This window comes from Methylomonas koyamae, assembly GCF_006483455.1.
Lineage (GTDB): Bacteria > Pseudomonadota > Gammaproteobacteria > Methylococcales > Methylomonadaceae > Methylomonas > Methylomonas koyamae_B.
This window is the reverse complement of the sequence record NZ_PPPU01000039.1, coordinates 1-21,158: the sequence shown is the minus strand read 5'-3', so window position 1 is coordinate 21,158 and position 21,158 is coordinate 1. Positions and strand designations below refer to the sequence as shown.

Sequence of the window (21,158 nt, the reverse complement as noted above, 5' to 3'; positions counted from 1 at the left end):
TGCCGGGCTTGTATTTGCCGGGCTGGGCAGGGCAAATACAAGCCCGGCAGAAACGCCACCAACACGATCAACACTGACAGCGTGACCGGCAAGGCCACGGCGCGCACGCCGTTGACCGCGGCTTGCAGCGGGGTTTCGCCGCCTTCGAGCTGGCGGCTGTGCACGCTTTCGCCGATGATGATCGCATCGTCCACCAGCACGCCCATCGCCAGCAAAAAGCCGAACAAGGACAGCATGTTCAGCGAAATATCCAGCGCCGGCATCAGCCAGAACGCGCCCAGCACCGAAGTAAAAATGCCGACGCCGGCCCACAGCGCCACCCGTACCCTCAGGAACAGCGTCAACACCAGACACACCAGCAAAAAGCCGCTCAAGCCGTCTTCGAGCAAGGTGCCGATGCGTTCGTCGTAGGCCTGGGAATCGTCCCACCAGGTAATCAAACGCAAACCTTCCGGCAGGCCGGCGCGCATGGCCGCAATTTCCGATTTGACTTTGCGCGCCACCGCCACGCTGTCGCGTTCGGTATGCACCTCCCAGCCTTGCGCGGTTTCGCCGTTGTGGCGCCAGTCGTACAGGCGCTCCTCCAGGCCGTCGCGGATCGTGGCGATTTGGTCCAGCCGCAGCCGATTGCCGTCCGGCAAAGTCTTAACGACCAGCGCGCCGACCGCGTCGGCATCCTTGGCCCGGCCGGCCACCCGCAACAATAATTCGCCGTCGGGATTGCGCACCAGACCGCCGGGCAGATCGACCGACGCCGCCCGCACGGCCTGGGTTACCTCGTCCAGCGTCAGCTGGTACTTGCGCATTTGTTCCGGCGCGACTTCGATACCGATCTCGTAATTGCGTTCGCCGTAATTGCGCACCCGGCTGACGCCCGGTATCGTCGACAATTGCTGCTGAATCCGGTCGCCGAATTGCTGCAGCTTAAAGGCGTCGGTAGCGCCGTGCAGCGCCACCCAGATCACGCCGTCATCGTCCTTGCGGTCGGCCGGCAGCACGTCGATTTGTTCCAGTTGCTTGGGCAGGCGCGGAATCGCTTGAACCCTGGCTCGCAGCAAGGCCATCATTTGTTCTCGGTCCCGGTCGGGGCGGATTTCGACCGAGACCAGGCAGGTGTCGCCCTGGATTTCGCCGTGCAAATGCTTGATGCCTGGCAAGTCCTGAATCGCTTCTTCGATTGGGATGCACACCGCCTCCTCGACTTCGGACGGCCCGGCGCCGGGGAAGACGGCGGTAATTTCGATCTGATGCGGACTGAAGCGCGGAAACACTTCCTTGTCGACGTCCAACATGCCGATCACGCCCCCGGCCAGGATCAGCAACATCAATAAATTGGCCGCGACCGGATTGCCGGCAAACCAGGCTAAGACCCCGCCCAGGCGGGCCGCGCCGGGCGCGCTGCTCATGGTTGGCTTGGCGCCGCTTCGACCCGCATGCCGGCCACCGGCAGCGGCAGGTCCGAAACCACCACCCGGTCGCCGGCCTGCAAACCGGACTTGACCACGACCCGGTCCGGCTCGCTGCGCAGGATCTCGACGTCGCGGAACACCAAGCGCTGCTCGGCATCGACCAGTTTGACCTGCTGCAGATTATTCAACGCGCTACGCGGCAAGGCATACAGCCCGGCGCGGGCTACACCCTCGATTTCGGCTTGGACGAACAAGCCGCTCAACAACGGCGCGGCGCCGTCGCGGCTGTGATCGGGTTGCTCGACTTGGGCGACCAGAAACAACTGGCCGCTGCTGCTGTCCAGCTCGGCTTCGCTGCGGACGATGCGCCCGCGCCAAGTTTGCGGCTGGCCGGCCACCTCCGCGCTCAAGGTCACCGCCGGCCAATGCGCCGCGCGGCCGGCTTGGCCCAGCGGCAAATCCAGAAAGGCCAATTCATTGATGCCGACCGGTAGCCGAATTTCGGCGATGTCGTTGGCGTAAATCCTGGCGATCGTCGCGCCGGCCGGCAAAAACTGGCCGCGGCCGACTTGCTTGCTCAACACCCGGCCGGAAAACGGCGCCCGGATCTCGCAGCGGCTGCGGTCGAGTTTGGCCTTGGCCAGATCGGCTGCGGCGGCCTGCAATTTGGCTTCGGCTTCGGCCAGTTGCGGTTTGCGCAAGGCCAGATCGCTGGCTTCGCCCTGGCCCAATGCCTGCCATTCGCTCAGCGCCTGTTCGGCCTGGGCGCGTTCGTTGATCAGTACCCGTTTGGCTTCGGCAATCTCGGCCTGGGTCGCGACGATGGCGTAATCGTAGTCGCGCGGGTCTATCGTCGCCAACAGTTCGTCGGCCTTGAAAAAACCGCCGGACACCAGCGCCGGATGCATCTGCTCGACTTTGCCGGAGACTTGGGCGATCAGATCGATCGCTTCGCGCGGCGCAACCACGCCTTGCGAATGCACGTTCATTTGCAAGGTTTGCGGTTGGGCCCTGACGACCTCGACGCGCGGGATTGGCGGCTCGGCCGGCGCCGGCAAACTGCTCGGCCGCAAGGCGATCATGGCCCAGGCCGCACCAACGGCCGCGCTCAACACCGCAGCCGGCAAGATGATTTGTAACCAACGGGATTTTTCGTTCACACCGGGCCGCCCAAGGCCAAATATAAGTTGATGCGATTGGCTAGTAATTGCCGCCGCACCGCCAGATGCGCGCTTTGCGCGTTCAGGGTGCTGCGGTAGCTGTCCAGCAGGGTCAAGATTTCGATCAAGCCCTGCTGGTAGGAATACACCGCCAGCTTGCGGCTGGCTTCGGTTTGCTCGACGGCCTCGCGTAGCGCCTGTTCCTGCTCCCGCAAGCGGGTTTCGGCGGCCAGGGCTTGTTCGACTTCGCGGAACGCGTTCAACGCCACGCCCTGGTATTGTTGATAGGCCTCGCGAACTCGGGCCTGATTCAAGCGAATCTCGGCTTGCAAACGGTCGCCGGTGAACAAGGGTTGAGCCAGGCCGGCCGCCAAGTTCCAGGCCGCTGCGCGCGGATCGACAATTTCGGCCAGGGCCGGGCTGGCGCTGCCGCCGGCAGCCGTTAACGTCAGCCGCGGCAATAACGCTTTTTCGGCGCTTTCCAGGCCGGAGTCGGCAGCTTGCAAGCGTTGGAAAGCCGCAGTGATGTCGGGGCGGCGCAGCATCAGCTCGGCCGGCAATCCGGCAGCCAGACCGGGCGGCGGCTCCGGCAAGCTGTGCGGCGTCTGGCCGGCTGGGTCGTTCGCCGCGGTTTGAGCGATCCGGCCGTCCGGATAACGGCCGAGCAGGGTTTGCAGTAGCCGCGCCAACAATTGCACGTCGTTTTCGGCTTGGGCCAGTTGGGCTTGGGCATTCGCCAGATCGGTCAATGCCAGCCGCAAATCCAGACCGCGGGTCAAACCTCTATTAAATCGGCCGCGCACCAGATCGACGATCACGCCGCGGTCGTGGACCGATTGCGCCGCAACATGAGCCTGCAAGCGGGCTTCGGCCAGGGCGAAATAAGCTTGAGCAATCCTCGCCGCCAGCGAGAGCCGGGCCGCCCGATAATCGTCGGCGACTGCGGCGGCGTTACTGATGGCGGCTTGCTGTCCGGCCTTGATCCGGCCCCAGACATCCAGCTCCCAACTCAAGTTGAATAGCGCGGCAAAGCGGCCGGATTCGACGCCGAGATCGCGGCTGCGTTGGTAACCCGGATTGAAATAAGCTTGCGGCCAACGCCCGGCGCCGGCCACCACCGCTTGTTCGCGGGCCGCATCGATACGGGCCGCAGCGACCTGCAGATCGAAATTGCCGGCCAGACCATCGGCCACTAACGCTGTCAATTGCGCGTCGGCAAAGCGATCCAACCACGCCATGAGCGACTGCTCCGGCGCCGTCGGCTGTTCCGACCATTGCGGCGGCGTCGCAAAGGCGAGATCCTGGGGATCGCGGGGCGGTAGCGGCTGGCAAGCGCACGCCGCCGCAACCAGCCCAGCGCAGAGCGTTAAAGTCGAGGCCGGTTTGCGGGGTAAGGGCATGCGTCGATGAATGAACGGTTTTGGACAGTGCGGCGGCCCTTTGCTTACAGGGCCTCTTCAGTTAAGACGTTTCAAAAGTCAAAATCCCCACCGGCTTGCCAAAAAATAGGGCATATGCCGTATATACCGGGAACTCCAACCGGCCGCCGGCACCGAGTCCGCCCGGTAAAGTCAGGCGCTTGCGCGCGACTTACCTACTCCGCGACCACCTTGATTTTGCCGATTTTCGCTTGCCACAGCTTAGGTGCGCTGTTGTGAATAGACTCGCCGCGGCTGTCTACCGCCACGGTGACCGGCATGTCCTCGACCACGAATTCGTGGATCGCTTCCATGCCCAATTCCGGAAACGCCACGACCCGCGCCTGTTTGATGGCCTTGGATACCAGATAAGCCGCGCCGCCGACCGCGATCAAATACACGGCTTTATGTTTGGCAATGGCCTCGATGGCTTTGGGGCCGCGTTCGGATTTGCCGATCATGCCCAGCAGGCCGGTCTGTTCCAGCACCGTGTCGGTGAAGCTGTCCATCCGCGTCGCGGTGGTCGGGCCGGCTGGACCGACCACTTCCTCGCGCACCGGATCGACCGGGCCGACGTAGTAAATGAATTTGTCCTTTAAATCGACCCCGTCCGGTAACGGCTCGCCTTTGTTCAGCAAATCGACGATGCGTTTGTGGGCGGCGTCGCGGCCGGTCAACAAAGTGCCGCTAAGCAGCAGGGTTTCGCCGGGCTGCCAATCGGCAACATCCTGCTTGGTCAGGCCGTCGATGTTGACGCGACGGGCGGTGCTGGCCGATTGGGTGATGGCCGGCCAATCCGACAGTTTGGGCGGCGTCAAGATGGCCGGCCCGGAACCGTCCAACACGAAATGCGCGTGGCGAGTCGCGGCGCAGTTGGGGATCATCGCCACCGGCTTGTTGGCGGCGTGGGTCGGGTAATCCAGGATTTTCACGTCCAGCACCGTGGTCAGGCCGCCCAAGCCTTGGGCGCCGATGCCCAGTGCGTTGACTTTGTCGTAAAGCTCCAGGCGCAGTTCTTCAATCGCATTGGACGGCCCACGGGCGATCAGTTCCTGAATGTCGATCGAGCCCATGCAGGCCTGCTTGGCCAAAATCATGGCTTTTTCGGCAGTGCCGCCGATACCGATACCCAGGATACCCGGCGGACACCAGCCGGCCCCCATGGTCGGCACGGTTTTCAACACCCAATCGACGATGTTGTCGGCCGGGTTCAACATGACGAACTTGGATTTGGCTTCCGAGCCGCCGCCCTTCGCGGCGACTTCCACGTCCACTTTGTCGCCCGGCACCAGTTCCATATGTACCACCGCCGGCGTGTTGTCCCTGGTATTGATACGTTTGCCGGCCGGGTCGGACAGGATGGATGCCCTCAGCACATTATCCGGATGCAGATAAGCCTGGCGCACGCCGGCGTTGACCATTTCGGTCACGCTCAATTCGGCGTCCCAGCGCAGGTCCATGCCGATCTTCAAAAACACGGTGACGATGCCGGTATCCTGGCAAATCGGCCGCCGGCCTTCGGCGCACATCCTGGAGTTGATTAGAATCTGCGCCATTGCGTCTTTGGCCGCCGGGCTCTGTTCTTTCTGGTAAGCGGCGTACAGCGCATCAATGAAATCCTTGGGGTGGTAATAGGAAATGAACTGCAAGGCATCGGCGATGCTCTGAATGAAGTCGGCTTGGCGGATCGTAGTCATAATGGCTCTCGGCTTGGCGGGCAATCGCCGTTGCGCCTACGGCGTCAGGCGGCGATCGTTCCCGATTGCGGACGATGCGGCACAAGCGGCCGCGGCAATGAAGCCCGGATTGTACTTGAAACCGCAGCGCTGCCGGTCGGCAAAATCGCGGCCTGCCGCTAGCCGGAATGGAGCGGCACAGGCGATATTGGCGATTGGATCGATAATCGGCCGCGTCCAGGTTTGAAATCGAGGCCGCGTCGGCTATGCTCGGGGTTTGACCGGCCGCCGGCTTATCGGACCGGGCAGCCCTTTTCTAGAGGAGAATCGAGTGTTCAACGCCAAACCGTTTCAATTGTTGCGGCTGATATTGGCCTTGGCCTGCTTGCCCGGCCGCGTGCAGGCCGAGGCGATTTCGCCGTTGTACCGCCCGGCGCCGGCCCTAAGCGGCCACGATCTGGCGGTGATCGTCAACGATGCCGATCCGCTGAGCCGGCAGATCGGCGAATATTACAGCCAGCAGCGGCAAATTCCGGCCGAGCAAATCATCCATCTGCAGTTTCCGCCGCGGCAGGCGGTGATGTCGCAACGTACCTTCGAAGCCTTGAAACAGCAGGTCGACGCCAAAACCCCCGCCCACGTGCAGGCGTATGCCTTGACTTGGCTGCTGCCGTTTCGGGTGGACTGCATGTCGATCACGACGGCATTCGCGGCCGGTTACGATCCGGCGTTTTGCGCCAAAGGCTGCCAGACCACGCGCAACAGCCCCTATTTCACTTCCGAAACCGACAAACCGTTTAAGGCCCACGCCTGGCGGCCGACGATGGCGGTGGCCGGCAAAACCTTCGAAGAGGCCAAGAAATTGATCGATACCGGCGTCGCTGCCGATTATTCGCATCCGCAAGGTGCGGCATATTTACTGAAAACTTCGGACAAGGCGCGCAGCTCCCGCGCCCAGAATTTTCCGAAAGTGGCCGAGGCGCTGCAGAATTTTTGGCCGGTGCATTACCTGGAGCAGGACTACATCAGCGGTCGCCAGGACGTGATGTTTTACTTCACCGGCCTGACCCATGTACCGCATCTGGCCGATAACCGGTTTCTACCGGGGGCAATCGCCGATCATTTAACTTCGACCGGCGGAGTGCTATCCGGCGGCGGCCAAATGAGCATCACCGAATGGCTGAGCGCCGGGGCCACGGCCAGCTACGGCGCGGTGGTGGAACCGTGTAATTTTCCGGCCAAGTTTCCGAATCCCGGCGTGGTACTGTATTTTTACCTGCGCGGCAGCAGTTTGATCGAAGCGTACTGGAAGAGCGTGCAGCAGCCGGGACAAGGCATATTTGTCGGCGAACCGCTGGCCAAACCGTTCGCCTACCGGCCGAAGACTTGACCGCCGCTAGCCGGCTACGATCAGCCGGTTACGACCGGCTTCCTTGGCGACATACAGCGCCTGGTCGGCCCGGTTCAGCAGCTCGGTCCGGTTGCTGCCGTGATCCGGAAAAATTGCCACCCCGATCGAGACGCTCAGTTCCGGCAGTTGCTGATTGCCGAACTTGACATGCAGATGCTCCACTTCCATCCGTAAACGCTCCAGCCGGCGCAAAATTTTATCCGGATCCACTTCCGAAGTAACCACGACGAATTCCTCGCCGCCGTAGCGGCAAACGATGTCGCTACCCTCGCGAAAGCCGTTCATCAATTGGCCGGTTTTGGTCAAAACTTCGTCGCCGGCATCGTGGCCGTAGTTGTCGTTGAAAACCTTGAAATGGTCAATGTCGATCATCGCCACGGCCAACATTTTGTTGCTACGCCCCATCCGCAAGATTTCCCGATCCAGCACCTCCTCCAGAAAGCGGCGATTGAACAAGCCGGTCAACGGGTCGCGGATCGATAATTCGTGCAGTTCTTCGCGCAAGGTCAGATTGGCCAAAGCCAAGCGTGCGCTATCTGCCGCCGCTTCGGCGATAGATAGGGTGCGTTCAATGTCGTCGCCGTTGGGATCGGCGAAACGGGGCTCGATATAGATCAATCCCAGGCCGCGGGTGTGGGCCAACAACGGGATGCATAGATACGGAACGGATTCGGAGCAAACGTGGCCGCAGCTGGGATTGATCGAATTACCGCAACGGGCGATGTGGATACGGCCGCGGCGCATGCCCCAGCATTCGTCAGGGTTGAATACCGCTTCCAGCCGGGTATCGCCCCAAGAGTCTTCCAGTACCAACGAATTGCCGGCGGCGTCCAGCATGTACAGGCCGCCGCTGGATTCCGGGAACAGGCGGACGAACGCTGCCTTCATGATCGGATAGGCTTCGTCCATTTTCTGGCAGCTCTGCAGCAAATCGGTCATTTCCCGGACCAATTGCATGTGCAAGATCGCCGCTTCCAATTCGCGCTGAGCCTTGTTCAAGGCCGTAATGTCGCGGGCAGCGGCAAAAATACCAGCGATATTGTCGTCTTCGTCGCGGTAGACCGAGGCGTTGTACAGCACCTCGGTAATCTTGCCGGAAACGTGGCAAATCGCCAGCGGATAATCGGTAACCTTGCCTTGCGAAAACGCCAGACGGTAGCCGTCGCGAGCTTTTTGCGGATCGGTGAAATAGTTGGAGAAATCGCTGCCGATCAATTCCTTGCGCGGCACGCCGGTAACTTTTTCGGTGGCGCTGTTGACGTCCATGATTTTACCGTCGGCGCTGATGGTGACCAACGGATCGAGACTGGCCTCGATCAGGCTCCGCGCATACGATGTTTTTGCAGATTTCACCAACATGCCGAACCGCCGGATTGGATGTTAAGAGTACGGATTAGTCGAAGGTTTTGCCCCAGTGTCCGCAATAGAAGCGCTGCTCCAAAGCCGCCCGGCTGCGTTCGCCGCGCTCTCCGGCCTGAAAATCCTCGGGCAGGATCGCGGCGTCCGCCGGATAGCCCACCGCAATCATCGCCATCGGCGTGCAGTCATCCGGCAGACCGAAACTTTGCCGGGCCAGATCGGCATCGAAACCGCCCATTTGGTGAGCCGCCAAACCCAACGCCGTGGCCTGCAAGCAGATGCTCAACGCGGCCGCGCCGGTATCGTAGGCTGCCCAACGGTTCGGCTTACCGTTGTGATTAAAATTATTCATGGCTACTGCCAGCAGCAACACCGGCGCGTTTTGCGCCCATAACCGGTTCTTTTCGGCAACGGCGGCCAGCGCGACTTGCCAGGCCTCGCCGTCGCTGAATTTGTCGCACACGATAAATCGCCAGGGTTGGTCGTTGAAACAGGACGGCGCCCACCGCGCCGCCTCCAGTAAAGCGTTCAGATCGCGCCGGCTGACCGGTTGGTCGGCGGCAAACGCGCGCGGGCTCCAGCGTTCGGCGATCAAGCCGTTAATTTCGACCGCGGTTTGGGCTGGTTTTCTATGCATAAGGATCACCCGAAATCAGGAATGAAAAAAAGGTTTGCGCGTTCCGGTTTTGCCGCTAACATGATAGCGAATCAAAACTATAACAATAAATTCAACCGGGAGCGGTATCATGCCAAAAAAAAGCCTGTGGTGGTTATTCAGCATTTGCGCACTGGCCGCCGCGGCCGGACCGGGGCGTTCTTGGGCGGCAAACCTGCTGCCATTCGAGACAGTGTTCTCCGCAAGCGCTTCCGAATACGACCACCCGTTGGCGGCAATCGGCGTCAGCCTGCTGATCGGCGCGGTATACGGGCTGTACTGGCTGCGTAACCGGGCCTAAACCGCCGCCATCATCCGCCGCCGAAAATACCGATCGGCGGCACTGCAAAGCTCTACCCTCGCCATTACGGTTCCCTGCTTCGCGCAGCCGGCGCTTTATAGCGCTTGCCGGTTGGTGCTAGAATCGCGCGTTTACCATTATTAAACCGTTCGGCAAATCGGCGCAAGCGTTCGGCTTCAGCGGCCGGTGTCGGCGATTACGCGCCGGAATGCTACGCAGAAAACACCATGACCATCGATTATAAACAAACCCTGAACCTGCCCAAGACCGAGTTTGCGATGAAAGCCAATCTGGCTCAGCGCGAACCGGAGATGCTGAAACAGTGGAACGAAAACCAACTGTATCAAAAGATTCGCGAGGCTTGCGCCGGCCGGCCCAAATTCATTCTGCACGACGGCCCGCCGTATGCGAACGGCGCGATTCACATCGGCCACGCGGTGAATAAGGTGTTGAAGGACATCATCGTCAAATCCAAAACCCTGGCCGGTTTCGACGCACCCTACGTGCCGGGTTGGGACTGCCACGGCTTGCCGATCGAATTGATGGTGGAAAAGTCGGTCGGCAAAGCCGGCGTCAAAGTATCGCCGGCCGAGTTTCGCAAGGAGTGCCGCGCCTACGCCAAGAAACAGGTCGGCATTCAAAAAGAAGAATTCATCCGCTTGGGCGTATTGGGCGATTGGGACAATCCTTATTTGACGATGGATTTCGCGTTCGAGGCCGACATCGTCCGCGCCCTGGGCCGAATCGCCGCCAAGGGCCATCTGAGCAAGGGCTTCAAACCGGTGCATTGGTGTACCGATTGCGGCTCGGCGCTGGCCGAAGCGGAAGTGGAATACGAGGACAAGCATTCGCCGGCGATCGACGTGCGTTTTGCCGTCGTCGACGAGCATGCCTTCATGGAAAAGTGCCATCATGCCGGCGATCGCGAAGGCCAAGGCCCGCTGTCGGTGGTGATCTGGACCACCACGCCCTGGACACTGCCGGCCAACCAAGCGGTGGCCTTGAATCCGGAACTGGAATACGCGGTGGTGCAATGCGAAATCGACGGCCAAACCGAACGGCTGTTGCTGGCTGAAGCATTATTAAAAGATGCGGTATTGCGTTACGGCATCGGCGAGCACCACATCGTCGGCTACTGCAAGGGCAACGCGCTGGAAGGCCTGTTGTTGCAGCACCCGTTCTACGACCGGCAGGTGCCGATCATCCTCGGCGACCACGTTACCACCGACGCCGGCACCGGCGCCGTGCATACCGCGCCCGGCCACGGCCAGGAAGACTATGTGGTCGGCATGAAATACGACCTGCCGGTCGACAACCCGGTCGGCAGCAACGGCGTGTTCCTGCCCGGTACCGAGTTATTCGCCGGCCTGCACGTATTCAGCGCCAACGACAAGGTCTTGGAAGTGTTACGCGAGCGCGGCCGCTTGCTGCACCACCACGCCTTGCTGCACAGCTATCCGCATTGCTGGCGCCACAAAACCCCGATCATTTTCCGCGCCACGCCGCAGTGGTTTATTTCGATGGAAAAGAACGGTTTGCGCGATACCGCCTTGAACGAAGTCAAACGCGTCGATTGGGTGCCGGACTGGGGCCAGGCGCGGATCGAGGCGATGATTTCCAACCGCCCGGACTGGTGCATCTCGCGCCAGCGTACCTGGGGTGTGCCGATCGCCTTTTTCGTCCACAAAGAGACGGGCGAACTGCACCCGCGTAGCGCCGAATTGATCGAGCAAGTCGCGCAGCGCATCGAGCAACAAGGCATCGATGCCTGGTTCGAGCTGGATGCGGCCGAATTGCTGGGCGCCGACGCCGAGCACTACGAAAAAGTCGCCGATACGCTGGATGTCTGGTTCGATTCCGGCGTCACTCATGCTGCCGTGTTGGAGCGCCGCGAGCAATTGCGCTTCCCGGCCGATTTGTATCTGGAAGGTTCCGACCAGCACCGCGGCTGGTTCCAGTCGTCGTTGATGGCCTCGGTGGCGATGAACGACGTCGCGCCGTATAAAGAGGTGCTGACCCACGGCTTCACCGTCGATGCCGAAGGCAAGAAAATGTCCAAATCCAAGGGCAACGTGGTACTGCCGCAGACGGTGATGAAATCGCTGGGTGCCGACGTGTTGCGCTTGTGGGTGGCCAGCACCGACTACCGCTACGAAATGTCGGTGTCCGACGAGATTCTGAAGCGCACCTCCGATGCCTACCGCCGCTTGCGCAACACCGCGCGCTTTTTATTGGCGAATCTGGACGGCTTCGATCCGGCCCGGCATCTGGTCGGCAAGGACGACTTGCTGGCGCTGGACCGCTGGGTGGTGGATAAAGCTTGGCAGTTGCAGGAAGAAATCAAGGCGGCCTACGACGATTACCAGTTCCAGGTCATCTATCAAAAAGTGTTGAATTTCTGCAGCATCGACCTGGGCGGTTTTTACCTGGACATCGTCAAGGACCGCCAGTACACCGCCAAGGAAGATTGCCTGGCGCGCCGTTCCGGCCAGACCGCGATGTACCATGTCGTCGAGGCACTGGTGCGCTGGCTGGCGCCAATCACCAGCTATACCGCCGACGAAATCTGGCACTTCATCCCCGGCCAGCGCGGCGAGTCGGTATTCCTGGAAACCTGGTACCAAGGCTTGTTTCCGCTGGAAGCCGATGCCGCGATCAACCGCGACACCTGGGACAGGGTCATGGCGGTGCGCGCGGCGGTGTCGAAGGAGCTGGAAGCCTTGCGCAAAGACGGCGCGATCGGCGCATCGTTGAATGCCGAAGTCGATTTGTATTGCAACGAAGTTTACGGCGCCGAATTGAACAAACTGGGCAAAGAGTTGCACTTTATTTTCATCACTTCCAATGCCGGCGTTTCCGATATGCAGTTCTGCCCGGACGATGCGGTTGCGACCGATATCGACGGTTTGAGAATAAAGGTCAGAGTATCCGAGCAGCAAAAATGCGTGCGCTGCTGGCACCAACGTTACGACATCGGCGAGCATCCGGAGCATCCGGAGTTGTGCGGCCGTTGCGTGGAAAACGTGGCCGGCAATGGTGAGACCCGTCGTTATGCTTAAGTGGCTTTGGGTTTCGGCGCTGGTGCTGATATTGGACCAAGCCAGCAAACTGACGGTCGACGCGACGATGCAACTCTATGAATCGATTCCGTTGCTGCCGAATTTCAATCTGACTTACGCCCGCAATACCGGCGCAGCCTTCAGTTTTCTGGCTCAGGCCGGCGGCTGGCAGCGCTGGCTGTTCGCCGGGCTGGCAGTGGTGATGAGCGGCATCATCGGCGTCTGGTTGTACCGACTGAAACCATATGAAACCCTGATGGCCTGGGCCTTGTCGCTGGTACTTGGCGGCGCGATCGGCAATCTGATCGATCGGGTGGCTTACGGTTACGTGATCGATTTTCTCGACGTTTATTACCAAAACTGGCATTGGCCGGCGTTCAATATCGCCGATTCGGCGATTTGCATCGGCGTCGGCCTGATGTTGCTGGAAAGCTTCGGCGTCGGCCGCAAAAGCGCCGATTCGCCGGCATAATCCACAACAGTTCCAATGCGCCGCCCGGCAATTCGGCGGCGCGCCCTCCATCTGCCTCAGCCTGCCCCGAGTCGGCGTCTGCGCCCGGCTCACCCCCGAAGTCCTGAAAAGTCCGCTCCCAGCCATTATCATGTCGCTTTTGCCGCGAGGAAACACAGCATGGCGCTCGAAGTGGAACACAAATTTTTATTGGCTAACGACGCTTGGCGTGACGAAGTCGAGGATTCGGTTTTATACAAACAAGGCTATCTGAGCGGGAGTCCGCTCAGCTCGATCCGAGTACGGATTTCCGACAGCCAAGCCTGGTTGAATATTAAAAGCGCGACGATCGGAACCCATCGCCTCGAATTCGAATACGAGATTCCGTTGGCCGATGCCGAGCAATTGCTGGCCGAGCTCTGCCATAAGCCGGTGATTGAAAAAGTCCGCCATTTCGTGCGCCGCGAGCCGCATCTGTGGGAAATCGACGAATTCCTCGGCGACAATCAAGGCTTGATCGTGGCTGAGATCGAGTTGTCGCAAATTGGCGAATCTTTTGCAAAACCGACCTGGCTTGGCCAGGAAGTGACGGACGATTTGCGCTATTACAACAATAATTTGGCAAAAAATCCGTTCAAGGATTGGGATAAATAACAATAATTTACGAGAAGTATTGAAAAGCGAGGTGCAATGCTCTATATTTTCTGTATGAGCAAAGCTACTGTTGTTGTTTTTTTGATACTTTTCGCGACCCCGATCTGGGCGTCGGAGCTGACCCATGCCATCGACAATTTGGAGGGCGAGTGGGCCAAGGTGTATTACCAGAACGACGAGAGCTTACAGCGCAAAGCCTATCCGGCTTTGATCGACAAAGCGGCCGAGTTGGGCAAACGCTTTCCGCGCGCCGCCGAACCGAAAATCTGGCAAGCAACCATCATCGCCACCAACGCCGAATTTCAGTCGTCATTGGATGCATTGGCTAGCCTGAGGGCTGCCAAAGGCTTGTTGGAAGAAGCGATTGCATTGCAACCCGAGGCATTGGATGGCGCCGCTTATGTCACGCTGGGCACCTTGTATTACATGGCGCCCGGCTGGCCCATTTCTTTCGGGGACAACCAATTGGCCGAACAAATGTTAAAGGCCAGCCTGAAAATCAATCCCAACGGCATTGACGCCAATTATTTCTACGCCGATTATTTACTGCAGCAAGACCGCAGCGCCGAAGCGGAAGAATATTTGCGTAAAGCGGTGCAAGCACCGTTACGCAAAAACCAGTATTTTGCCGACAGCCAATTGCAGAACGAGGCCAAACTGGCCCTGACCAATACGCAACAACGAAAATCGAATACCGGCAAAAATAAATTTCAAGCGATATTTACGACCGCGACCTACAGCGCCGATTAAAACCGGCTGGGGCGTTCGATTTTTGGATGTAGAATAACCCTACTTTCATTCCGGCGTGCCGCCCCATGACAAAAAGCTTTATTCGGCTGGCAACGGTTTTTGCCGTGTCGTTCAATGCCGCAGCCCTCGCTGCCGGGCAGGCGCCGGAGCCGGTAACACTGCAGCTTAAGTGGTTTCATCAGTTTCAATTCGCCGGCTATTACGCCGCGCTCGAACAAGGCTACTATGCCGAGGAAGGCTTGCAGGTCGAGATCCGTGAACGCGATCCTGCGCAGGATTTCGTCGAACAAGTCGTTTCCGGCCAAGCCGATTACGGTATCGGCGACTCCGGCTTGGTCGTCCGGTACGCCAACGGCAAACCGATTGTCGCCTTGGCGGCCATTTTCCAGCACGACGCCCTGGCGTTGTTCAGCAAGCAATCTTCCGGCATCCTCAGCCCCTATGAAATGTCCGGCAAAAGAGTCATGTACGATCTGGCCGGCGAAAACAACGCCCAAATCCGCGCGCTGTTGGCCGAGGCCCATCTCGACGAAACCCGGCTTCAAAAAATAGCCCACAACTTTGCCGACTCGGACTTGATCCGCAATAAAGTCGATGTGATGGCCGGCTACGTCACTGACCTGCCCTTTGGCTTGCGCCAAAAAGGGATCAAATTCAATCTGATCTCACCGCAAAACTACGGCATCGATTTTTACGGCGACATCCTGTTTACCAGTCAGGCCGAACTGGAAAAGCATCCCGGCCGCAGCGAGGGGTTTCGCCGCGCCAGTTTGAAAGGCTGGCAATATGCACTGGAGCATCCGGACGCCGTTATCGAACTAATCCGCAGCAAATACCACAGTAGGCTCAGCCGCGGACAACTCCGGTTCGAAGCCGAGGAAACCCGCAAACGGATTCAGGCCGACACGATTCCGCTCGGCCAAATCGAGGCGGCACGGCTCCAGCGGGTTGCGGAAATATTCTCCGATCTGAAATCAATGCCCAGCTTGAATCCGAAACAGCTGGACGGCTTCATTCTGAGCGGCGGCCGCTTGAACGGCATCTCCTTGACCGAGGCCGAACGCATCTGGCTGAACAAGCATCCGACGATTCGGCTCGGCGTCGAGCGGAACTTACCACCCTATGAAACCCTGGACGCCGCAGGCCGCTACACCGGCGCTGTCCCGGATTTTCTGCAATTGATCGAAAAGCGGTTGGGTATCCAGTTCGTCCCGGTGCAGAACAAGACCTGGCAAGAGATAATGGAAATGGTCGAGCGCGGCGAACTCGACGCCGTCGCCGCAGCGCTTAAGACGCCGGAACGCGAACAATATCTATCCTTCACCGAGCCCTATCTGTCGATGCCGGCCGTCGTTATCGGCAACAAATTCCACGGCTTCATTACGTCGCTGCATATGTTGGCCGGACGGCGGATCGCCGTCGAACAGGGCTATTTCGTCCAGGAGTTGCTTAAACGCGACGATCCGAACTTGCAACTGACGGTTGCCGGTTCGGTAAATGACTGCCTGCGACTATTGGACGAGGGCAAAGTTGACGCATACATCGGCGATGCCGCTTCCGCCAGCTTCATCATCAAACAACAAGGCCTGTCCAACCTGCGCATCCTCGGCCAGACCGGCTACGTCGGCGAAAGTCGGCTGGCTGTGACCAAAGCGCACCCGGAATTGTTAAGTTTGCTGGAAAAAGCTTTGGCGGCGATCGAGCCAACCGAACGCGACAAGATCACCAACCGCTGGCTGGGAATCCAGGCCGACACCGGCGCCGACCTGAAAACCTTGGCCAAACCGGCGCTGGCCTTGCTATTGGCTTTGCTGTTCTGCTTTTACTGGGTTTACCGGTTACGCCGCGAGATCCGGGCCCGCAAAACCAGTGAAGCCGATCTGGCGCGCTTGTACACCAACATGTCTCTCGGATTTGCACTGCACCAGGTGATTCGCGATCCCGGCGGCAAAATCGTCGACTACCGTTACCTGGACATTAATCCCGCTTTCGAAAAAATGACCGGCCTTGGCCGCGAAAATTGGATCGGCAAGACCGTCAAACAGGTGTTGCCGCAAACCGAAGCGGCCTGGATCAACAGTTTCGACGGCCTGGACATCAGCGGCGAACCGAAACACTTCGAAAACCATGTGGCGCAGATCGACCGCTGGTACGCCATCGACAGCTACAAAGCCGGTCACGACCGCTTCGTCGTCCTGGTGCAAGATATTACCGAACGCAAGCAAACCGAACTGGCACTGAAGCAAAGCGAAGAGCGGTTTCGTATCAGCCAGTTCTACGGCGGCGTCGGCATTTGGGAATCGGATTTGCAAACCAACCGCCAGTTCTGGTCCGAGATCGTCACCTCCGAATTGGGGTTTCCGGTCAGAGACATTCATACCTGGGCCGATTTTCTGGCCGTGGTTTACCCGGAAGACCGGCCTTTATTGATTGAAGCGACGCGACGCCATATCGAAACCGGTGCCAAATACGAGGTGGAGTACCGGATTCAAGGTAACGGCGGCGAGCGGCGCTGGATGCGCTCGGTGGGTCAGGCCGAACGCGACGCTTCCGGCAAACCGGTGCGGATGCGCGGTATCGTCCAGGATATCAGCGAACGTAAAAAAGCCGAGGAAAAACTGCGGCTGTCGGCGCGGGTATTTTCCGATGCCCACGAAGGCATCATGATTACCGATGTCGATGCGTTGATCATCGACGTCAACACCGCGTTCAGCGAAATCACCGGCTACAGCCGCGACGAAGCGATCGGCCGGAATCCGCGGTTTCTCAAATCCGGCCGCCAGTCCAACGAGTTTTATGCGCAGATGTGGCAAACCCTGAGCCAAAACGGCCATTGGCGCGGCGAAATCTGGAACCGGCGTAAGAACGGCGACTTGTACGCCGAGCTGCTGACGGTCTCGGCATTGCGCGACGAATCCGGCGCGGTCATCAATTACATTGGCTTGTTTTCCGACATCACCGAAACCAAAAAGCAACAGCAGGAACTGGAAGTACTGGCGCATTTCGATCCGTTAACCCAGTTACCGAACCGCGCGCTGTTTGCCGACCGATTTGCCCAGGCCATCGCCCACAGCAAGCGCGCCGACTCGCTGCTGGCGCTGTGTTACCTGGATCTGGACGGCTTCAAGCAGGTCAACGACCATTTCGGCCACGAAACCGGCGACCAGTTGTTGATCGAGGTCGCCAAACGCATCAAGATGAATCTGCGCGAAGGCGACACGGTCTGCCGCCTGGGCGGCGACGAATTCGCCTTGCTGTTCGAGAACCTGCAATCGATCCAACAATGCGAAGACACGCTGAGCCGGATTCACCAGGCCTTGGCCGAGCCGTTCGAATTGGTGGAACGCCACGTGCGTATCGCCGCCAGCAGCGGCGTGACGGTCTACCCGCTGGATATGGAAGACCCGGACATCCTGCTGCGTCATGCCGACCAGGCCATGTACCAGGCCAAGCTCGAAGGCCGCAACCGCTTCAAATTGTACGAACATCTGCCGCAGCCGAGCAGCGGCTACAGCCAGCGCCCCAGCCGGCTGGAACAGGCTTTGGCCGAAGTCGGCCAAGCCTTGGCCCAAAATCAGTTCCGCCTGTATTACCAGCCCAAGGTCAATTTGAAATCGGGCGAGATCGTCGGCATGGAAGCGTTGATTCGCTGGCGCCACCCCGAGCGCGGCCTGTTGCCGCCGGCCGAATTCCTGCCGATCATCGAAAATACGCCGCTGGAAATCGACGTCAGCAACTGGGTGCTGCGTCAGGCCTTCATCCAATTGCAAAGCTGGCGCGAACAAGGCTTGAACCAGCAAATCAGCGTCAATGTCTCGCCGCGGCATCTGCAATGGCCGGATTTCATCAAGAATCTGGAGACGCTGCTGGCCGAATTCCCGCAGCTATCGTCCCGGCAACTGGAACTGGAAGTGCTGGAAAGCAGCGTGTTGGAAGATTTGATTTCGGTCGGCGAAGTCTTGAAGCAGTGCTACCACGAATTGGGCATACCCTGCGCGCTGGACGATTTCGGCACCGGCTATTCATCACTGGCCCATCTGCGCCACCTGACCATCAACACCGTCAAAATTGACCAGAGCTTCGTCCGCGACATGATCGAAGATCCGGACGACATGGCCATCGTCGAGAGCGTGATCGCACTCGCCAAAGCCTTTAAACGCGAGGCGGTGGCGGAAGGCGTCGAAGACCTCGAACACGGCGTGTTTCTGATCGACTTGGGCTGCAGCGTCGCCCAAGGCTACGGCATTGCCCGGCCGATGCCGGCCGACGCCGTGTTGGGCTGGGTCGCCAATTACCGCCATCCACCGGCCTGGAGCCGTTGCGCCGGAACCGAGCGCAGCGCCTGGCACAGACAGTTGGAATTGCTGAAATTGCAACAGCAATACTGGTTGCGCCGGCTGGAGCAATGCCTGCACGGCGAAGCTATCGACATCAAACCGCGCTGGCCGGTTGCCACGGCCAAAAAATCGCACCTCGGCCGCTGGCTGGAGCGGCAGAAAAACGAACGCAACGTCGATCGGCAATTACTGGAGCAGCTGGAACGCGCGCAACAGCAGCAACACCGGCTGGCGCAATTGATTTGGCGTAACCGGCAAGAGGGCCGCAACGCGGAAGCTGCCGAGCAGTTTAAACAGCTATTGGAAGTGAATCTGGAGATCGTCCAGTTACTGGAGCATTGCGAACTATCGTTCTGAACCGAACCGGCGGACGCCGGCTTCCAGCTTGGCGAAATCGCAGTGTTCGGCCAGGCAATCGGCCAGACGCTCGATCCCGGCCTCGCGCAGCGCATTGAAATCGACGGCCTGGTTAGCGCTGTACCCGGCCCAGGCCAACAGTGCGTCGCAGGCTTCCGGCAAATCGAACAGGCCGTGCAGGTAACTGCCGGCGACTTGGCCGTCGGCGGCAATCGCGCCGTCCGGCCCGTCGGCCAGCTCGAATAACGGACTGGACAAGGCCGGACCGCGACTGATACCGAGATGGATTTCGTAGCCGGCCACCGGTGTATTCAGCCGGTAAAAACGGCCGGCCGTGCGCTTCAGGCATTTCTCGGCTTGCAACTCGGTCGCCATATCCAGCAAGCCCAACCCTTCGGCTTGGCCGGGGGCGCCTTCCAGACCGAGCGGATCGGCGATCGTCTGGCCCAGCATCTGGAAACCGCCGCAAATGCCCAGCAATTTGCCGCCGTAGCGCAAATGCCGACGAATAAAACCATCCCAACCGCGCTCGCGCAATTGCGCCAGATCGCTACGCACCGCTTTGCTGCCCGGCAGTACGACCAGATCGGCGCCGTCGACCTGGTCCGGCCGCTTGGCGAAGCTGACTTTGACGCCGGGATGCAATTGCAGCGGGTCGAAATCGGTATGGTTGCTGAAACTGGGCAGGTGCGGCACGACCACCTGAAAACCGCCGGCGTCGGCTGCAGCATGGCGGGTGGACAGCGCATCCTCCGCTTCCAGGTACAAGTCGTGCAGATAAGGCAACACCGCCAGCACCGGCTTGCCGGTTTTGGTTTCCAGCCAGTCCAGGCCGGGCTGCAGCAAACCGATGTCGCCGCGGAAACGGTTGATAACGAATCCCACCACCCGCCGCCGTTCGCTGTCGGACAGCAATTCCAGCGTACCGACCAGATGGGCGAACACGCCGCCGCGGTCGATATCGGCAATCAAAATCACCGGACAATCCACCGCTTCGGCAAAGCCCATGTTGGCGATATCGCCCGCGCGCAAATTGATTTCGGCCGGACTGCCGGCGCCTTCGACGATGACCATCGCGTATTGTTCGGTCAGGCGCCGCCACGACTCCAGCACGGCTTGCTTCGCTACTTTTTTATAGTCGTGGTACTGCGCCGCAGACTGGTTTTGCAGGACTTTGCCATGGATGATGACTTGGGCCGTGGTATCGGAATTGGGCTTCAGCAATACCGGATTCATATCGCTATGCGGCGGCAAGCCGCAGGCGGCCGCCTGGGCCGCCTGGGCCCGGCCGATTTCGCCGCCGTCTACGGTCACGGCACTGTTCAAGGCCATGTTTTGCGGTTTGAATGGCGCTACGCTGACGCCCTGGCGCCGGTAGTAACGGCATAAGGCCGTGACCAGCGTGCTTTTGCCGGCATCGGAGGTGGTGCCCTGCACCATCAAGGCCGGAAACGGCGACTTAGGTGTCATCGGGCCAGCTATTTTCGTAAACGAATGCCGACAACGGCTGCGGCGCGGCCCAATTTTCCAATTCCAGCATCGGCTTCGGGTAAAACTCGGCGACGTGGCCCAAACATAAAATCGCTATCGGCCGGCTGCCGGCCGGCATGTTCAACAAATTTGCCAGCGCCTGCGGCTCGAACAACGATACCCAGCCCAAGCCCAGACCTTCGGCGCGGGCCGCCAGCCACAGATTCTGGATCGCACAAGAGGCCGAGGCCAAATCCATTTCCGGCAGGGTGCGGCGACCGAAGACGTGACGTTCACGCCGGTCCGGCAACGCGACGACCAACAGCTCGCCGCAATCGAGGATGCCTTCCACTTTCAGCTTCATGAATTCGTCGTGGCGTTCGGCTAACGCCTCTGCGGTAGCGCGGCGCTCGGCTTCCACCAGCTCATGGATCTGCCGGCGCAGTTCGCGGTCGCTGATCCGCAAAAACCGCCAGGGTTGCATCAGGCCGACACTGCCGGCCTGATGCGCGGCTTGCAGCAAGCGCGTCAGGACTTGCGGATCGACCGGGAGATCCAGGAAATGGCGCATGTCGCGGCGTTCGGCGATAGCGCGGTAGACGCCGTTCAGTTCCGGCTCGGAAAAGCGGTAAGGCGACTGCGTCATCAAAATGCGGCGGCGACAATCACGGCGGTTTCGACCAACTCCACC

15 protein-coding genes are annotated in these 21,158 nt (G+C 59.8%); 7 read left to right on the top strand and 8 right to left on the bottom strand.

Annotated features, from left to right (window positions below; all coding sequences use genetic code 11):
* The 4 genes from C2U68_RS17880 to C2U68_RS17865 form a co-directional block, all read right to left on the bottom strand.
* A partial coding sequence (locus C2U68_RS17880) for an efflux RND transporter permease subunit (protein ID WP_140913832.1) occupies nucleotides 1–1,406 on the bottom strand: 1,406 nt, incomplete at its 3' end.
* Complete coding sequence (locus tag C2U68_RS17875; protein ID WP_140913831.1) at nucleotides 1,403–2,569, bottom strand: efflux RND transporter periplasmic adaptor subunit; 1,167 nt, start codon at nucleotides 2,567–2,569, stop codon at nucleotides 1,403–1,405. The genes C2U68_RS17875 and C2U68_RS17880, both read right to left, overlap by 4 nt.
* The gene (locus C2U68_RS17870; protein ID WP_140913830.1) at nucleotides 2,566–3,969 is read right to left on the bottom strand and encodes an efflux transporter outer membrane subunit; all 1,404 of its coding nucleotides are present in this window, start codon (nucleotides 3,967–3,969) and stop codon (nucleotides 2,566–2,568) included. The genes C2U68_RS17875 and C2U68_RS17870 overlap by 4 nt, the downstream gene beginning before the upstream one ends.
* A gap of 194 nt (nucleotides 3,970–4,163) precedes the next feature.
* Nucleotides 4,164–5,684 carry a fumarate hydratase gene (locus C2U68_RS17865; protein ID WP_140913829.1) on the bottom strand — a complete coding sequence of 507 codons (1,521 nt, stop codon included), beginning with the start codon at nucleotides 5,682–5,684 and terminating at the stop codon, nucleotides 4,164–4,166.
* 310 nt (nucleotides 5,685–5,994) lie between these two features.
* Here C2U68_RS17865 and C2U68_RS17860 point away from each other — a divergent pair, with 310 nt between their 5' ends.
* Nucleotides 5,995–7,053, top strand: coding sequence for a TIGR03790 family protein (locus tag C2U68_RS17860; protein ID WP_140913828.1), 1,059 nt, complete (start codon nucleotides 5,995–5,997; stop codon nucleotides 7,051–7,053).
* Nucleotides 7,054–7,059: 6 nt separating this feature from the next.
* On the opposite strand, the gene C2U68_RS17855 is transcribed toward C2U68_RS17860, so the two are convergent.
* On the bottom strand, nucleotides 7,060–8,433 hold the full coding sequence (locus C2U68_RS17855) for a diguanylate cyclase (RefSeq protein WP_140913827.1): 1,374 nt from the start codon (nucleotides 8,431–8,433) through the stop codon (nucleotides 7,060–7,062).
* A 34-nt stretch (nucleotides 8,434–8,467) separates the two neighbouring features.
* Nucleotides 8,468–9,070: a nitroreductase family protein gene (locus tag C2U68_RS17850; RefSeq protein ID WP_140913826.1), complete on the bottom strand. Its 603-nt coding sequence runs from the start codon at nucleotides 9,068–9,070 to the stop codon at nucleotides 8,468–8,470.
* A 109-nt stretch (nucleotides 9,071–9,179) separates the two neighbouring features.
* On the opposite strand from C2U68_RS17850, the gene C2U68_RS17845 reads away from it, so the two are divergent.
* From C2U68_RS17845 to C2U68_RS17820, 6 genes are all read left to right on the top strand, one after another.
* Nucleotides 9,180–9,389 (top strand): hypothetical protein, encoded by a 210-nt coding sequence (locus tag C2U68_RS17845; protein ID WP_140913825.1) that lies wholly within the window; start codon nucleotides 9,180–9,182, stop codon nucleotides 9,387–9,389.
* Nucleotides 9,390–9,616: 227 nt separating this feature from the next.
* Nucleotides 9,617–12,448: an isoleucine--tRNA ligase gene (gene ileS, locus C2U68_RS17840; RefSeq protein WP_140913824.1), complete on the top strand. Its 2,832-nt coding sequence runs from the start codon at nucleotides 9,617–9,619 to the stop codon at nucleotides 12,446–12,448.
* Nucleotides 12,441–12,920, top strand: a complete 480-nt coding sequence (gene lspA, locus C2U68_RS17835; protein WP_140913823.1) for a signal peptidase II — start codon at nucleotides 12,441–12,443, stop codon at nucleotides 12,918–12,920. Before ileS ends, lspA begins: the two co-directional genes overlap by 8 nt.
* A gap of 159 nt (nucleotides 12,921–13,079) precedes the next feature.
* On the top strand, nucleotides 13,080–13,553 hold the full coding sequence (locus C2U68_RS17830) for a CYTH domain-containing protein (RefSeq protein ID WP_140913822.1): 474 nt from the start codon (nucleotides 13,080–13,082) through the stop codon (nucleotides 13,551–13,553).
* Between the two features lie 81 nt (nucleotides 13,554–13,634).
* Entirely contained in the window at nucleotides 13,635–14,303 is a 669-nt protein-coding gene (locus tag C2U68_RS17825) for a tetratricopeptide repeat protein (RefSeq protein ID WP_260839392.1), read from the top strand.
* 65 nt (nucleotides 14,304–14,368) lie between these two features.
* Nucleotides 14,369–18,997: an EAL domain-containing protein gene (locus C2U68_RS17820; protein ID WP_140913820.1), complete on the top strand. Its 4,629-nt coding sequence runs from the start codon at nucleotides 14,369–14,371 to the stop codon at nucleotides 18,995–18,997.
* Here C2U68_RS17820 and C2U68_RS17815 read toward each other — a convergent pair.
* On the bottom strand, nucleotides 18,986–20,467 hold the full coding sequence (locus tag C2U68_RS17815) for a cobyric acid synthase (protein ID WP_140913819.1): 1,482 nt from the start codon (nucleotides 20,465–20,467) through the stop codon (nucleotides 18,986–18,988). The genes C2U68_RS17820 and C2U68_RS17815 overlap by 12 nt on opposite strands.
* Entirely contained in the window at nucleotides 20,457–21,113 is a 657-nt protein-coding gene (gene bluB / locus C2U68_RS17810) for a 5,6-dimethylbenzimidazole synthase (protein WP_140913818.1), read from the bottom strand. Before bluB ends, C2U68_RS17815 begins: the two co-directional genes overlap by 11 nt.
* Between the last annotated feature and the right edge of the window lie 45 nt (nucleotides 21,114–21,158).

Excerpts from the sequence above, each read along its gene's own strand:
- C2U68_RS17870 (WP_140913830.1), bottom strand. The coding sequence starts at position 3,969 with ATGCCCTTACCCCGCAAACCGGCCTCGACTTTAACGCTCTGCGCTGGG.
- C2U68_RS17865 (WP_140913829.1), bottom strand. The coding sequence starts at position 5,684 with ATGACTACGATCCGCCAAGCCGACTTCATTCAGAGCATCGCCGATGCC.
- C2U68_RS17855 (WP_140913827.1), bottom strand. The coding sequence starts at position 8,433 with ATGTTGGTGAAATCTGCAAAAACATCGTATGCGCGGAGCCTGATCGAG.
- C2U68_RS17850 (WP_140913826.1), bottom strand. The coding sequence starts at position 9,070 with ATGCATAGAAAACCAGCCCAAACCGCGGTCGAAATTAACGGCTTGATC.
- C2U68_RS17845 (WP_140913825.1), top strand. The coding sequence starts at position 9,180 with ATGCCAAAAAAAAGCCTGTGGTGGTTATTCAGCATTTGCGCACTGGCC.
- ileS (WP_140913824.1), top strand. The coding sequence starts at position 9,617 with ATGACCATCGATTATAAACAAACCCTGAACCTGCCCAAGACCGAGTTT.
- lspA (WP_140913823.1), top strand. The coding sequence starts at position 12,441 with ATGCTTAAGTGGCTTTGGGTTTCGGCGCTGGTGCTGATATTGGACCAA.
- C2U68_RS17830 (WP_140913822.1), top strand. The coding sequence starts at position 13,080 with ATGGCGCTCGAAGTGGAACACAAATTTTTATTGGCTAACGACGCTTGG.
- C2U68_RS17820 (WP_140913820.1), top strand. The coding sequence starts at position 14,369 with ATGACAAAAAGCTTTATTCGGCTGGCAACGGTTTTTGCCGTGTCGTTC.
- C2U68_RS17815 (WP_140913819.1), bottom strand. The coding sequence starts at position 20,467 with ATGACACCTAAGTCGCCGTTTCCGGCCTTGATGGTGCAGGGCACCACC.
- bluB (WP_140913818.1), bottom strand. The coding sequence starts at position 21,113 with ATGACGCAGTCGCCTTACCGCTTTTCCGAGCCGGAACTGAACGGCGTC.